The sequence below is a fragment of the Allobosea sp. genome (assembly GCF_051860145.1).
Classification (GTDB): Bacteria; Pseudomonadota; Alphaproteobacteria; order Rhizobiales; family Beijerinckiaceae; genus Allobosea.
In genome coordinates, this window is the sequence record NZ_JBHYEM010000024.1 from 15,157 (window position 1) to 29,493 (window position 14,337).

The window sequence follows — 14,337 nt, forward strand, 5'->3', positions numbered from 1 at the left end:
GCACCAGTGCAGCATGCGGCGGTGCGGAAGCCGCCACCAATTCCAAATCGTCACCTCACCTATCACGGCCCGGAGATTTCCTTTCGGCCGGCCTGCCGCTAGACCGATGCGAACAGGTTTGCGAGGCAGAGGAGACGGGCATGGCGGTTTCGATCGACGGGCGCACGCTCAAGGGCAAGCAGGTTCTCAAGGTCGCGCGGCCGGGCCCGTCCGGCCGCTATGAGAAGGCGAGCCTGGCGAAGTCGGCGCGCGAGGCGATCGCGGCGACGCGGGCGCATATCGACGCGCATTTCATGACCGACGATGCGCCCTTCATGTATTCCTTCAACACCGGCGTCGGCCTGTTCAAGGACCAGCGCGTGCTGATGTCGGAAATGACCGAATACCAGCGCAAGACCGTCTATGCGCATGCGACCGGCATCGGCGAACCCTTCCCCGAGGACGTGACGCGCGCCACCATGCTGCTGCGCGCCAACGCCTTCGCCTCGAATTATTCCGGCCCGCAGGTCGCGCTGGTCGAGCGCCTGCTCGCCTGCCTCAATGCCGGGGTGCATCCGGTGATCCCGATGAAGGGCTCGGTCGGCGCCTCCGGCGATCTCGCGCCGCTCGCGCATATGTCGGCGGCGATCTGCGGCTTCGACGAGGCGGAAGCGGTCTACAAGGGTCGGCGCATGCCGGCGCGCGACGCGCTTGCCAAGGCCGGGCTCGCGCCCGATTTCGCGCTCGGCGCCAAGGACGCCTCGGCGCTGATCAACGGCTCGACGGTGTCGCTGGCGCTCGGGGTGCTGGCGAGCGAGGATGCCAGGCGTCTGGTCAAGGCCGCCGACATCGCGCTCGCCTTGTCGCTCGAGGCGATGCGCGGCGAACTCGCCGCCTTCGACCCGCGCATCCATGCGGCGCGGCCGCATCCCGGTCAGGCGCTGGTCGCGCGCAACCTGCTGAAACTGACCGAGGGCTCGAAGCGCTGCTCGGCCTCGGCACGCGAGACGATCTATCCCGACGAGATCGGCCGGACGCCAGGCAAGCCGCCGGCGCCGCGCGTGCAGGACGTCTATTCGCTGCGCTGCGCGCCGCAGGTGCACGGGCCGGCGCGCGAGGCGCTCGACTATGTGGCGCGGATCATCGCGACCGAGACCAATTCGGCCACCGACAATCCGCTGATCTTTCCTGACGGCGAGGGCTACGAGGTCATCTCCGGCGGCCATTTCCATGGCCAGTACGTGGCGCAGGCGATGGACCTGCTCGCCATCGCGATGACCGATCTCGGCTCGATCTGCGAGCGGCGGCTCGCCCGGCTGATCGACCCGACCATGAGCTACGGCCTGCCGCGCAACCTGCTCGCCGGCAAGAAGGGCCTCAATACGGGCTTTGCCACCGTGCAATGCTCGATGTCGGCGCTGGTGATGGAGAACCGCACGCTCTCGGCGCCCGGTTCGGTCGATTCGATCCCCGGCAAGTCCAATGCCGAGGACCATGTCTCGAACTCGACCTGGTGCGGCCGCAAGGCGCGCAGCGTCGTCGAGAACACCGAGACGATCATCGCCGCCGAGATCCTGATGGCCTGCCAGGCGCTCTCACTGATCGCCGAGACGGCGAAGGCCCATCCGCTCGGCAAGGGTACGCAGGCCGCGCTCGACGCGCTGCGCGAGACGATTCCCGCCGCACTCGACGGCGACCGCTGGTACGCCGCCGAGATGAACCAGGCGACGGAGCTGGTGCGGAACGGGGCGATCGTCGCGGCCGTCGAAGCGGCGGTGGGGGGATTGGAGTAGGCGAGGCAAACGCACGTCATGCTCGGGCTCGACCCGAGCATCTCATGACCAGCGAACCTCCCGGGAGATGGCCGGGTCAAGCCCGGCCATGACGACAGGGCCTCACCCCTCCCGCCGCGCCAGTTCCAGCACCGTCTCCAGCAACACGCGGATGGCGATGCCGGCATCGAGCTCGGTCATGTTCTCCAGCGGCGAATGGCTGATGCCCTTCTCGCAACGGACGAAGAGCATGGCCGAGGGGCAGATGCGCGCCATCGTCATGGCGTCATGGCCGGCGCCCGAGGGCAGGCGGCGCGCGCTCAGGTTCGAGCCGGTGCGGGCGATGCCGGCGGCGAGCGCCTCCTGCAGGGGCTCCGCCATCGGCGTGGCCTCCTCCTGCGAATAGGGCGTGATCGTCAGGCCGACGCCGCGGCGCGCCGCGATCTCGTGGAAGCGCTCGGCGATCGCCTGATCCATGCTCGCCAGCGTCTCGTTGCGGGGCGAACGGAAATCGATGGTGAAATCGACCGCGCCGGGCACGACATTGGCGGCGCCCGGATCGGGCCGGAAGACGCCGACGGTGCCGACCGCCTGCTCATGGCCGGCAGCGATCTCCTCCAGCGCCAGCGCCATATCGGCGGCGGCCGTCAGCGCATCCTTGCGCAGCTTCATCGGCACCGTGCCGGCATGGCCGGCCTCGCCGGTGACGCGGACGCGGGCGCGCTTCTGGGCGTTGATCGCGGTGACGATGCCGACGGCTTCGTTCTCGATCTCGAGCACCGGCCCCTGCTCGATATGGACCTCGAGATAGGCTTTCAGCGAGCCGGGCTTGCGGGCCAACGCGGCGATGCCCGCAGGATCGCCGCCGAAACCGACGAGCGCATCGCGCAGCACCGTGCCCTCGGCGTCACGCGAGTCGAGCCACGCCGGATCGTAACCGCCGACCAGCGCCGAGGAGGTCGAGAGCGAGGTCGGGAAGCGCACCGTCTCCTCGTCGCCGAAGGCGACGACCTCGAGCGCGAAGGGCAGCACGATACCGGCATCGCGCAGCGCGCCGGCAACGAGGATGCCGGCGACGACGCCGAGATTGCCGTCGAAGCGCCCGCCATCCTTCACGGTGTCGATATGCGAGGCGATCATCACCGCCGGCAGGCCGGGCATCGCCCCCTCGCGGCGCCCCTGGACCGAACCTGCCGCGTCGATGAAGGCCGTGAGGCCCATCACCTCCATCGCACTCTTCGTCCATTCCGCCGCCTGCCTGTGCGCGGGCGAGAGATAGAGCCGGGTCAGCTTGCCCGGCTCGTCGGTGAAGCGGTTGAGGCCATCGAGCGCGGCGAAGGCACGGGCGCCGAGGACGGCGACGGAGGGAAGCGAGGCGGAGGGGAGCGAGGCAGCCATGGCGCGAGCCTAGTAGGTCGCCCGCCCGCCCGAAAGGTCGAAGACGCCGCCGGTGGTGAAGCTGTTCTCGGCCGAGGCCAGGAAGGCGACCATCGAGGCGACCTCCTCCGGCAGCAGGAAGCGCCCGCGCGGGATCTTGGCGAGCATGTAGCCGATATGCTCCTCGCTCATCTGGTCGAAGATGCGGGTGCGGGCGGCGGCCGGCGTGATGCAGTTGACCGCGACATCCTGGGTGGCGAGCTCCTTGCCGAGCGATTTGGTCAGCGCGATCACCGCCGCCTTCGAGGCCGAATAGGCCGAGGCGTTGGGGTTGCCCTCCTTGCCGGCGATCGAGGCGACGAGGACGAGGCGGCCGTAATTGCGCTTGATCATGCCGGGGATCACCGCCTGGCAGCAATGCAGCGTGCCGTCGACATTGAGGCGCATGACCTTGGCCCAGTCCTCGAGCGGGTATTCCCAGGTCTTGAGATTGGGTCCGGCGATGCCGGCGCTGGTCACCAGGATGTCGACCCGGCCGAGGCGGGCCTCCAGCGCGTCAGCCGCCTTTTTCACGGCCGCGGCGTCGGTGACGTCGATGGAGATTCCGGTGGCGCCGCCGCCGATCTCGGCCGCGGCCTGCGCGGCGAGCGCGCCGTCGAGATCCCATATCTCGACCCTGGCGCCGCTCCTGGCGAAGCGCTCGGCCACGGCCCGGCCGATGCCCTGCGCCCCGCCCGTGACGATGGCGACGCGGTCCTTCAGATCGATCTGGTTCATGGCAAGCCTCCGGCTGAGAAATCGGCGGCACGGTAGCGGCATGATTTCGACTAGGCCAGCGTCCCGCGCGCCTTTCGGGTCTGCGCGAGCGCTGTCGACTTACAGGGCATTCCGGTAGGACCGGGTGCTGAACAGGGTCCGGAGCAGGATCCCGAGATCGAGCCAGAACGACCAGTTGTCGATATACCAATGGTCGAAGGCGATGCGCCTGGCCATCTTGTCGTCGGTGTCGGTCTCGCCACGCAGGCCGTTGACCTGGGCCCAGCCGGTGATGCCGGGCTTGACGTTGTGGCGCCTGGCATAGAGCGCGATCTTGCGCTGGAATTCGCGGTCATGGGCCAGCGCATGCGGGCGCGGCCCGACCAGCGACATCTGGCCGGCGACCACGTTCAGCAATTGCGGCAGCTCGTCGAGATTGTAGCGGCGCAGGATGCGGCCGATGCGGGTGATGCGCGGGTCGCCGCGCGTCGCCTGGCGGATGGTGTCGCCATCGTCGGTCGTCGTCATGGTGCGGAACTTGAAGATGCGGAAGGGCTGCTGGTTGAAGCCGTAGCGGCGCTGCAGGAAGAGCACCGGACCCGGCGAATCGAGCCGGATCAGCGCCGCGATGACCAAGAGCAGCGGCAGCGTCAGCACGAGGATCATCGACGCCGCGACGATGTCGAAGACGCGCTTGGCGAGGATCTCGACGGCCGACAGGGCCGGCCTGGTCAGGCGCAGGCTGGCGAGCGAGCCGATCCGCACGATATGCGGGTTGTCGAAGCGGTCCATGATCCGCTCCGGCGTGAGATGGATCGCAACCGGCAGGTTCATGAAGGCGTCGACGCAGGCATCGATCGTCTCCTGGTCAGACCAGGGCAGCGCGATGAAGACCGCGTCCGGCTGCATCTGGCGGCAGCGGGCGACGGCGGTGGCGAGATCGGCCGCAAGCGCGGCCCCCGGATCGTTGATGCGGCGCGCATCATTGCTGCGCAGGAAGGCGACATCGACGATCGAGAAGCCGATATTCCAGGGCTGGTGGCGCGAGACGAAGGACATCACGTCAGGCTCGCGGCCGATCAGGAAGACGCGCTCGGAGGTGATGCGCCCGGTCTTGCTGGCCATCGAGATGGTGCGCACCACGGTGGACCGGGCGAGCGTGATCAGCGGGATGCCGGTCAGGTAGGTGACCAGCACGACGGCGCGCGAATAGTGATCGACGATCTTGGCCAGGAAGACGATGGCGATGAAGGCCACCATGGTGACGTTCCAGACCGTGAAGGCCGAGGCGATCTGGCCCTTGGTCGAAAGATAGTTGCTGAGCTGGTAGCGCCCGCGCAGCGCGTTGGTGAAGACGAAGATCGAGGCGATCATGGTCGCGAGCTCGAGCGTGATCCGGTAGCTCCCGACATGGCCATAGGCCTGGAGGTGATAGGTCACCGAGGCGAGCGCCACGATCGCCACGACCACAACCGCATCGGTCAGCGCGGTCACGAGCCCGATCCAGTGCCGCCAGGCATTGGCGCGCTCGTCGGTCGCCGTCGCTGCCGCGTAGTTCAGATCGTTGACGCTCATCATCATGGCCGGCTCTCCGCATCCGCGACGGCCGGTCGGCCCGCGGCGAGGAGCGGTCCGGAACGGAACAGGATGTCCGCCCGGCGCGCTCTCGGAGCCGGAAACCGCAAGCGCCATGCCGCTGCGGCATGCGCCAAAACGTGCCGGTTCGGGGGATTTCGTCCATGATGCCAGCGTGTTCGAGCCGGTCGCGCGGAGCAGGACCGCGATCGGCCGCCGCCGACGTCCCGATATGGGACACCCTTTCGGCCGCGCCGGCCTCAGCGCGAGCCGAGCAGCCTGTAGGTCATCGCCGCCGAGAGCAGATAGACCGCGCCGAAGACGCCGTTGAGCCAGGGCGCCCAGGCGTCGTTCGCGCCGAAGCGCAGCATCACGAAGGAGAGCAGCGCCGCCTTGAGCGCCGTGACCGCGCAGAGCAGCGCGATGCGCGAGCCGGTGCGTTCGCGGGCATAGAGCAGCTCGGCATGATACTCGACGAGATTGCGGAAGGCCGGGACGAGCAGCATGGGCAGGAAGAGATAGGCGGCTTCCGAGACGTTGCGCCCGAGCGCGCCGGGGAACGGCGTCAGCAGGAGGATGACCGCGACGAGCCCGCCGATCGAGACGATGGCGATCGCCGCCTCGACCAGCGCGCGGCGGCGCCAGCCGCCACTGATCCCACGGTCCTTCATGATCTTCTGCACGAGCATCTGGTTGAAGCTGCGCACCGGCATGGCAGTGAGGTCGATGACCCGCATGGCGATGGCATAGAGCCCGGCGATGCGCTCGCCCGCCAGCGCCAGCATCAGGAGCTTGTCGAGCTCGGCCTGGACATAGAACACGATGTCGGCGGCGCCGGCGAAGACCGCGTCCGACATGCGGCGCGGATAAAGCGCCTTGACGAAGCGCAGGCGCAGCGGCGGCAGGAACAGCGCCAGCGCGACCACGGCCGAGAGCAGCGTCGTGCCGAGATAGGCGTAAGCCCAGACGGCAAGGCTGGCCTGGCCCCAGAGCCAGAAGGCGATCGCGGCCAGGGTCCGCAGCGACGAGCCGATAATGACGAGCAGCGCCGCCTGGCGGAAGCGCCTGAGGCCGTTATTGACGATGGCCACCACCTCGACGAGCCGCCAGCCGAGCACCTCGGCGATGATGATCAGCGCGAAAGGGAGCGGCGCCAGCCGATCCGCGAAGAGCAGAACATAGACCGCGACCGCGACGATGCCGATCAGCGGCAGGGAGAGCAGCGCGAGGCCGCCGAAGCCAGCGAGATAGGCGCCGAGCAGCCGCGGCTTGACCGTCGCCACCCGGTAGACGGGCGAGACGAAGCCGAAGGCGAGCAGGCGCGCGAGGATCAGCCCCGTGGCCGAGGCGGTGGCGAAGAGACCAAATTCGCCGAGGGTCAACGTATTCGCAACGATGAGGAAGTAGACAAGGGAGATGACGAGCCGGCCGGCCGAGCCGCTCAGGATCGTGAGGTAGGCGGAAATGGTGGCGCGATCAGGCGACATGAGGTCCGTTTCACAGGCGGAAAGGCTGGCTTGGCCCCTGCTTGCGCCAATGGGAGGCCAGCACATTGCTTAGCGTAGAGGCGTTGAGCGACCCTAAACGAAACGGAACTGTGCCCGCTTCGCGCAGCCGCTTGACCCGGATCGGAACATGAGCCGCATCATGGGACGGGACGTTTTGGCAGGAAGAGCCGCGCCGACCCTCGCGGGCGCCGGCGGCGGCCGATAATGACGATGCTCGAGCATTATCGGCAGCGGACGGGCTGAGGACGAAGTTTCGATGTCTGCGAGGGCGATGACACGTGTCGCCTTCGGCCAGACGGAGTTTGAAAGTGAAGCGTAGCGTCATGTTCACCACCGGGGACGCCAGCGGCGAACTCAACAGGACGGAAAGACCGGCTGCTTCCGAGAAGGAGCCGGCCACCCGCGTCGCCACGACCTCGAAGCTCGCCCTGTTGGCCGACCCGGTCTGGATCCTCACGACCTTATGGAACCGGAAGGGGCTGGTGATCCTGGCGGCGCTGGCGGGCGTCGTACTGGCGAGCCTGCTCAGCCTGATGATTCCGCCCAAATACATCTCGACAGCCCAGCTCTTCATCGATCCGCGCGACCTGCGCGTGCTCCAGAACGAGGTCTCGCCCAACGCGGTCGGCAGCGACCCGACCTCGATCACCGCCTATCTCGAAAGCCAGGCGCGCGTCATCGCCTCGGACAGCATCAAGTCGCGCGTGATCGAGAGCGAGGGCCTCGACAAGGATCCCGAGTTCGGCGGCGAGGCCAGCAAGAGCGGGCTCGCCCGGCTGATCAGCGAGCTTCTGCCGAGCAGCGGCGCGCCGCCGCGCGACGGCATGCTCTATGCGCTGGCGGCGCTCGACCGCGCCGTCACCGTGCGGCGCGGCGAGCGCACCTTCGTCATCGACATCTCGGTGACATCGCGCGAGGCGGCCAAGGCGGCGCGGATCGCCAATGCGCTCGCCAATGCCTATCTCGACGATCAGGCCCTGGTTCGCGCCGACGCGGCGCAGCGCGCCACGACGGCGCTCACCGGACGTCTCGCGGAATTGCGCGATCGCCTGCGCAGCGCCGAAGAGAAGACCGAGAAATACAAGGAAGCCAACAATATCGTCGCCACCGGCGGCAGGCTGATGAGCGACGAGCAGCTCACCCTCAACAATGCCCAGCTCGTCGCCCTGCGCAACAAGGTCACCGAGGCCAAGGCGAAATACGATCAGACGCGGGCGGTCCGCGCCTCCAGCATCGAGGCCGGCGCGATCCCCGAAGCGGTCGCCTCCAACACGATGACGGCACTGCGCTCGCAGCTCGGCGCGGCCTTGAGCAAGGAGGCCGACCTCCTGGCCTCGCTCGGATCGCGCCATCCGGCGCTCGCCGCGGCGCAGGCGCAGGTGCGCGACGCACGGCGCCAGATCAACGACGAGTTGTCCCGCATCGCCCAGGCCGCCAAGATCGAATATGACCGCTCCGTCGAGGCCGAGCGCCAGACGACGCGGCGCGTCGACGACCTGACCAAGCAGCAATACGCGACCGGCCGCGCCTCGGTGCAGCTACGCGAGCTCGAACGCGAGGTCGAATCCTCGCGCGTCGTCTACGACGCCTTCCTGCGGCGCGCGCGCGAGACCGGCGAGCTTTCCGGCATCGACACCACCAATGCCCGCGTCATCAGCGCTGCGATGCCGCCGCTCGAGAAGAGCGGCGTCAGCCGACGCACCATCGCCGCGCTCGGCGGCATCGCCGGCGGCGGGCTCGGCGTGATCGCGGCCCTCGGCCTGGCGCTGTTCGGCGGCCTGCCGCGTCCGCCGCGCCGGACTCCTGCTCCGCCCATGCCGGCAACCGAAGCCGCCGCAGACGAAATCGCCAAGCCCCCGGCGCTTGCGACGCCCGAGCCCGCCGCGCCGCAACCGGCCGCCGCGCCGGCGAAGGCCGGATGGCGGCGCTTCGTCGCGATCCAGGGCGGCCAGGCCGCCCGCCTGCCCGATTCCGTCAAGGCCTCGACGGCGCCGCTGCTCGGGACCCTGCCCGCGGTGCGGCACCGGCGCTGGCGCAACGAGGCTGAGCCGCGCTCGGTCTTCCAGTCCAAGGCCCATCTCGTCGACGTGATGGACAAGCCCAATGCCGGCTTCGCCAAGGCGATCCGCACCGTCCGGGCCAAGCTCGCCGACCAGGCCGGCGGCAATACGAAGCGCCGCATCCTGGTGATGGGGCTGCGCCGCAATGCCGGCGCCTCGACGCTGGCGCTCAATCTCGCGCTCGATGCGGCGCTCGCCGGCCTGCCGGCCCTGCTGGTCGATTCAGGCATCGGCGAGACCAGCCTGACGGCGGTCTATGCGCCCGAGGCGCAGGCCGGGCTGCACGACATCGTCTCCGGTGGGGCCGGGCTGGTGCGCGTCGCGCTGCAGGACGAGGGGACCGGCCTGTTCTTCCTGCCGCGCCGGGGCCGAACCGAGCTCGTCACCTCCGAACAGATCGGGCGGGACTTCTTCGGCGTTGCGCGGCGCTTCGGCCCGATCCTGATCGACGGGGCGTCGATCGGCGCCGACACGCTCTCCCGGCACTTCATCGACGCTGTCGACGATATCGTGCTCGTCGTGCGCGAGGGCGAGGTCGGCGCCGGCGATCTCGAGCAGGCCAATGCGACGCTCGGCGAGAACGCCGCCAAGATCCGCGGCTTCGTGATCAACGAAGCCTGAGCGCGAGCGCTGGCGCCAAGGCCGACGTGCGGCTGAGCCTCACTCGGCCGGAGCCGGCTTGACCTCGGCTTCGGGCTTGGCCTTGCGCCGGTCGCCCATGATCAGCCCGAAGAGCGGCCCGGCGCCGACCATGACCAGGAAGACGCGGATGATGTGGTGCGCCGCGACGAAGGCGACCTCGGTATGCAGCGCCAGCGCGATCAGGCTCATCTCGGCGAGCCCGCCCGGCGAATAGGCCAGGATCAGCGGCACATGGCCATAGACCGAGACCTGCGCCACGCCCCAGGCGAAGGCAAAGGTCAGGGAGAGCAGGACCACGGTCGAGCCGACCGAGAGCAGCAGCACCCGCAGGATCACGTTCGGCGAGGTGCCGATGAAACGGCAGCCGACAGTGACGCCGAGCACGAGCTGCGCCGCATTGACGACCTGGAAGGGCGGCGCGGAATCGCTCCAGCCGAGGAAATGCACCAGGGCGCTGACCAGCATCGGCCCGAGCAGGAACTTGGCCGGCAGGCGCAGCAGGTGCCCGACGACGACGCCGGCGAGGCCGCAGCCGATCAGCCAGAGCTCGGCGAAGAGCGGCGTCTGCGCCAGGGAAGGGCCGGCATTGCGCGTACCGGTCAGCGAGACGCCCTCGAGCCATTGCACGATGAAGGGCAGCGTCATCACCACCAGCAGCACGCGGGCCGAATGGATCAGCGCGATGATGCGGGCATCGCCGCCCTTCTCCTCGCCGAGGATGACCATCTCCATCAGCCCGCCCGGCATGCCGGCGAAGAAGGCCGTGGTCGTGTCGAAGCCGGCGACGCGGCGAAAGTAAGTGACGCAGCACAGGCCGCAGGCGGTCATGAACAGCACGAGGCCGATCAGCGTCGGCAGCCAGTTCGGCAATTGCGCGACGAGATCGGGCCGGAAGCCGGCGCCGAGCATGACGCCGATCACCACGCTCATCGGCGGGCGGATCACGCCCGGCGCCGCGATCGGTGCGCGCAGCAGCGCGGCTGCCGTGCAGAACACCATGGAGCCGAGCATCCAGGGCAGCGGCAGCCTGGCCTGCACGAAGAGCCAGCCGCCGATGCCGCCGAGCAGCAGGGCGAGGGCGAACCGGCGATAGGGGAAGCGCTTTGGAGAAAGCGAACGCAGGCCGCTCACCAGATCGGACAGCAGGACCCTCATGCGTCGATCGGCCTTTCGTTCAATATGCGCTGTTCCCCGGCGCCCGCACGGCTGCCTACACTGCTTCCGCCCGCGCATACAGTACGCAGAAGGAATGCCGGCCCCGCCGCCCGGTCGCGGCAGGGCGGCAGACCCCTTGCGCTCACAACCCCGCCATGTGCCTGCGCCCACTGGTCAGGCATTCGCGGATCGTCAATGATTTCTGGTAGTTGATGGTGAGCCGGCGCGTCTTGGTGCCCGGTCTATTGGTTCGGGCGATGAGCGAAGACAGGCTTTCCGGACGGCAGCGCCGTGCGGGTCTCGATGATGGCGTCGGCGAGCTGCCGGCGTCCGCCCGATCTGTCGAAGCCGAGGACCCCGAGCCTCCTCCAGCAGAGAATCGCGACGCGGTCGCGCCGGTGGTCCTGAGCGCCGTTCCGGGCGTGAGCGAGCCGGGGCCGACGGGCTGGCTTGCCGCACGCCGGCACCGTTTCATCCGCTGGTGGCGCGGCTCGACGCCCAATCTGCGCGGCTCGATCTACATGATGTCGGCGCTGCTGGTCTATGCGGTGATGGTCGGGCTGATCAAGCTGATCGGCACCGCGATCCCGCTGATCGAGACGCTGCTCATCCGCCAGATCATCATGAGCGTGATCATCGTCGCCTTCGCCGCGCGCGAGCTGCCGGCGATGATGTACACGGCCCGGCCGGGCCTGCAGGTCTTCCGCGGAGTGCTCACGCTCGCCGCGATGTTCTGCGGTTTCAGCGCCGTCATCTACATCCCGCTGGCGCAGGCGACCGCGATCGGCTTCAGCCAGGTGCTGTTCGTCACCATCGCTGCCGTGCTGGTGCTGAAGGAGCAGGTCGACACGAGGCGCTGGATCGCGACGATCATCGGCTTCGTCGGCGTCGTCATCATGCTCAATCCCTCGACCAAGGGGCTCGACATCTATGCGCTGATGGCGGTCGCGGGCGCGCTGTTCGGCGCCGGCATCACGATCAGCGTACGCAAGCTCGCCGCGACCGAGCGGACCGACACGATCCTGATCTATCAGGGCATGGTGCTGATCGTCGTGCTCGCGGTGCCGGTCTGGCTGTTCTGGGTGCCACCGACGCCGGAGCAATGGCTCTGGCTCGTCCTGCTCAGCATCTTCGGCACCGCCGGGCAATGGCTGATCACCCGCGCCTACCAGGTCGGCGAGGCGGCCGCGCTGGCGCCGCTCGATTTCAGCCGCCTGATCCTGGCGAGCCTGACCGGCTTCATCTTCTTCGCCGAGATCCCGGCGCTGCCGACCTGGATCGGCGCCGGCTTCGTCATCGGCGCGACGCTCTATACGATGCGCAAGAACGCCCGCCCGCTGCTTGCGCCCGACGCGCCGGCCTGACCCTCCAAGCCCCAGGACCTTCCCGTGACGCACCATCAGCTCGATGCCGGACTCGACAGCTGCCACTGGGGCTTCTTCGACGCGACGCTGAAACCCGTCCTGACGATCGCGAGCGGCGACAGCGTCACGATCCGCACCGTCACCGGCGGGGCCGAGACCCAGCCGAAATCCGGCTTCCATGTCCTGCCGGAGATCCACGCGATCCACGAAAAGGCCGCGCGCATGGTGCCCGGCCATATCCTGACCGGCCCGGTCGCGGTCAAGGGCGCAAGGCCCGGCCATGTGCTGGAGGTGCGGATCCGCGAGGTGAAGCTGCGCACCGACTGGGGCTACACGCTGATCAAGCCGCTCGGTGGCACGCTGCCCGAGGAGTTCGACGCCCATACATTCGTGCATATCGGGCTCGACGCGGCGAAGAACATCGCGCATCTGCCTTGGGGCATGGAACTGCCGCTCGCGCCCTTTTTCGGCGTGATGGGCACGGCGCCGCCGCCGCATTGGGGCCGACAGACCTCGTTGGTGCCGCGCGCCTTCGGCGGCAATCTCGACAACAAGGAGCTCGTGCCCGGTTCGACGCTCTATTTGCCGGTCTTCGTCGAGGGCGGGCTGTTCTCCTGCGGCGACGGGCATGGCGCGCAGGGCGACGGCGAGGTCTGCGTCACCGCGATCGAGACCGCGCTGGAGGGCACGTTCGAGTTCGTCCTGCGCGAGGATTTGAGTTTTGCGACGCCGCGCGCCGAGACGCCGACGCATCACATCACCATGGGCATCGACCCCGATCTCGACATCTGCGCGCAGAAGGCGCTGCGCGAGATGATCGGCCTGATCGGCGAACGCACCAAGCTGACTCGGGAGGAGGCCTATATGCTGTGCAGCCTCGCCGCCGATCTGCGCGTCACGCAAACGGTCAACGGCTCGAAGGGCGTGCATTGCATGCTGGCCAAGAGCCTGGTGCCGTAGATTTGGCCGCAGTCATTCCGGGGCGCTGCGCAGCAGCGAGCCTGGAACCCAAATCCACAGGCTTGCGGAAGCGAGGCAACAACCGTCTCTGTCTTCTCAACCAGCGCCGGCGCGTCTGGTTTCCGGGCTCAGGCCTACGGCCTGCCCCGGAATGACGGACGTGGGGCCGCCCCACTCACGCCGACTTCTGAAACACGCCGTCCCGGTAGGCCGCGCCGAAATAGACGTCGACCGAGCGGACCCTGTCGCCGGCGAAGGTGAAGAACTCGGTGTTGCGGAACTCCTTGCCGTCGCGGGTGCGGCAGAGATAGGTGACGAAGGCGCCGTCGCCGCCCTCGACGATCCGCTCGATCTCATGCCGCTCGATCAGATCGCGATTCGGCCAGCAGCGCCTGAAATACTCGGCCTTGTCGATCGCGTCGTCATAGGGGCTGGTGAAGGTGAAGTCTTCGCTCAGGGCGTCGTCGAGAGCTTGGCGCTCGCCCGTGCGATAGGCGTCGAACACCGCGCGGACGAGATCGGGCTTGCTGACCGGCATCGCGGGCCTCCCTTTTCATAACTAATTGTGTTATACAACTGGTTGTAAACTAAGCGCACCAATGCCATGTTGCAAGCGGTTCTCTCGCTAGATGTCTGGAGGCATGCATGGACGGCGATCCGCGCTCGGGCTGCCCGATCAATCTCACGCTTGAGGTGGTCGGCGACAAATGGAGCCTGCTGATCATCCGCGACATCATCTTCGGCAATCGCCGGCATTTCCGCGAATTGCTGCTGCAGTCCGAAGAAGGCATCTCGTCGAACATCCTGGCGGACCGGCTCAAGACGATGCTGGAGCAGGGCGTCCTGACCAAGACGGACGACCCCTCGCACAAGCAGAAGGTGACTTACAGCCTGACCGATAAGGGCATCCAGCTCCTGCCTGTGCTGGCGCAGATGGCGGGCTGGGGGCTGAAATTCCTGCCGGTCAGCGAGGAGCTCTCGATTCGCGCCGAGCTTTTGACCGAGGGCGGGCCGCCGCTCTGGGAGGAGTTCATGGACGAATTGCGCGAGAGCCATCTCGGCCTTGCCAATCCGCGCCGCGCGCAACCGGGCTGGATCAGTGTCGGGGCGCGTATGAAAGCTGCCTATGAGGCGGTGGTGGCGCGCAAGGCGGCGGAGGCGGCCTCCGCCGCCGAATGACGTGCGGCGG

Annotated in this window: 11 protein-coding genes; 5 read left to right on the top strand and 6 right to left on the bottom strand. The window is 68.2% G+C overall.

Annotated features, from left to right (window positions below; all coding sequences use genetic code 11):
- Window positions 1-140: 140 nt before the first annotated feature.
- Window positions 141-1,772 (top strand): HAL/PAL/TAL family ammonia-lyase, encoded by a 1,632-nt coding sequence (locus ACTIF2_RS24390; protein WP_439499728.1) that lies wholly within the window; start codon window positions 141-143, stop codon window positions 1,770-1,772.
- Between the two features lie 102 nt (window positions 1,773-1,874).
- Here the strand turns inward: ACTIF2_RS24390 and ACTIF2_RS24395 are convergent, their stop codons facing one another.
- From ACTIF2_RS24395 to ACTIF2_RS24410, 4 genes are all read right to left on the bottom strand, one after another.
- A complete protein-coding gene (locus ACTIF2_RS24395; protein ID WP_439499729.1) occupies window positions 1,875-3,149 on the bottom strand; it encodes an allantoate amidohydrolase in 1,275 nt (424 codons plus the stop codon).
- 9 nt (window positions 3,150-3,158) lie between these two features.
- On the bottom strand, window positions 3,159-3,905 hold the full coding sequence (locus ACTIF2_RS24400; protein WP_439499730.1) for an SDR family NAD(P)-dependent oxidoreductase: 747 nt from the start codon (window positions 3,903-3,905) through the stop codon (window positions 3,159-3,161).
- A gap of 99 nt (window positions 3,906-4,004) precedes the next feature.
- Window positions 4,005-5,465: an undecaprenyl-phosphate glucose phosphotransferase gene (locus tag ACTIF2_RS24405; protein ID WP_439499731.1), complete on the bottom strand. Its 1,461-nt coding sequence runs from the start codon at window positions 5,463-5,465 to the stop codon at window positions 4,005-4,007.
- A gap of 254 nt (window positions 5,466-5,719) precedes the next feature.
- Window positions 5,720-6,946: a lipopolysaccharide biosynthesis protein gene (locus ACTIF2_RS24410; RefSeq protein WP_439499732.1), complete on the bottom strand. Its 1,227-nt coding sequence runs from the start codon at window positions 6,944-6,946 to the stop codon at window positions 5,720-5,722.
- 329 nt (window positions 6,947-7,275) lie between these two features.
- On the opposite strand from ACTIF2_RS24410, the gene ACTIF2_RS24415 reads away from it, so the two are divergent.
- On the top strand, window positions 7,276-9,648 hold the full coding sequence (locus ACTIF2_RS24415; protein ID WP_439499733.1) for an exopolysaccharide transport family protein: 2,373 nt from the start codon (window positions 7,276-7,278) through the stop codon (window positions 9,646-9,648).
- A 39-nt stretch (window positions 9,649-9,687) separates the two neighbouring features.
- Here the strand turns inward: ACTIF2_RS24415 and ACTIF2_RS24420 are convergent, their stop codons facing one another.
- Complete coding sequence (locus ACTIF2_RS24420) at window positions 9,688-10,824, bottom strand: AbrB family transcriptional regulator (protein ID WP_439499734.1); 1,137 nt, start codon at window positions 10,822-10,824, stop codon at window positions 9,688-9,690.
- 257 nt (window positions 10,825-11,081) lie between these two features.
- Here ACTIF2_RS24420 and ACTIF2_RS24425 point away from each other — a divergent pair, with 257 nt between their 5' ends.
- Together ACTIF2_RS24425 and ACTIF2_RS24430 are read left to right on the top strand one after the other, a co-directional pair.
- Window positions 11,082-12,188: a DMT family transporter gene (locus ACTIF2_RS24425; RefSeq protein WP_439499735.1), complete on the top strand. Its 1,107-nt coding sequence runs from the start codon at window positions 11,082-11,084 to the stop codon at window positions 12,186-12,188.
- 24 nt (window positions 12,189-12,212) lie between these two features.
- Window positions 12,213-13,148, top strand: coding sequence for an acetamidase/formamidase family protein (locus ACTIF2_RS24430; protein ID WP_439499736.1), 936 nt, complete (start codon window positions 12,213-12,215; stop codon window positions 13,146-13,148).
- Window positions 13,149-13,323: 175 nt separating this feature from the next.
- Here ACTIF2_RS24430 and ACTIF2_RS24435 read toward each other — a convergent pair whose 3' ends face one another.
- Complete coding sequence (locus ACTIF2_RS24435) at window positions 13,324-13,686, bottom strand: nuclear transport factor 2 family protein (protein WP_439499737.1); 363 nt, start codon at window positions 13,684-13,686, stop codon at window positions 13,324-13,326.
- 107 nt (window positions 13,687-13,793) lie between these two features.
- On the opposite strand from ACTIF2_RS24435, the gene ACTIF2_RS24440 reads away from it, so the two are divergent.
- Window positions 13,794-14,327, top strand: coding sequence for a winged helix-turn-helix transcriptional regulator (locus tag ACTIF2_RS24440; protein ID WP_439499738.1), 534 nt, complete (start codon window positions 13,794-13,796; stop codon window positions 14,325-14,327).
- Window positions 14,328-14,337: the final 10 nt, after the last annotated feature.

Bases quoted from the DNA above. Each gene is read 5' to 3' on its own strand.
- ACTIF2_RS24390 (WP_439499728.1), top strand. From the start codon at position 141: ATGGCGGTTTCGATCGACGGGCGCACGCTCAAGGGCAAGCAGGTTCTC.
- ACTIF2_RS24395 (WP_439499729.1), bottom strand. From the start codon at position 3,149: ATGGCTGCCTCGCTCCCCTCCGCCTCGCTTCCCTCCGTCGCCGTCCTC.
- ACTIF2_RS24400 (WP_439499730.1), bottom strand. From the start codon at position 3,905: ATGAACCAGATCGATCTGAAGGACCGCGTCGCCATCGTCACGGGCGGG.
- ACTIF2_RS24405 (WP_439499731.1), bottom strand. From the start codon at position 5,465: ATGATGATGAGCGTCAACGATCTGAACTACGCGGCAGCGACGGCGACC.
- ACTIF2_RS24410 (WP_439499732.1), bottom strand. From the start codon at position 6,946: ATGTCGCCTGATCGCGCCACCATTTCCGCCTACCTCACGATCCTGAGC.
- ACTIF2_RS24420 (WP_439499734.1), bottom strand. From the start codon at position 10,824: ATGAGGGTCCTGCTGTCCGATCTGGTGAGCGGCCTGCGTTCGCTTTCT.
- ACTIF2_RS24425 (WP_439499735.1), top strand. From the start codon at position 11,082: ATGAGCGAAGACAGGCTTTCCGGACGGCAGCGCCGTGCGGGTCTCGAT.
- ACTIF2_RS24435 (WP_439499737.1), bottom strand. From the start codon at position 13,686: ATGCCGGTCAGCAAGCCCGATCTCGTCCGCGCGGTGTTCGACGCCTAT.
- ACTIF2_RS24440 (WP_439499738.1), top strand. From the start codon at position 13,794: ATGGACGGCGATCCGCGCTCGGGCTGCCCGATCAATCTCACGCTTGAG.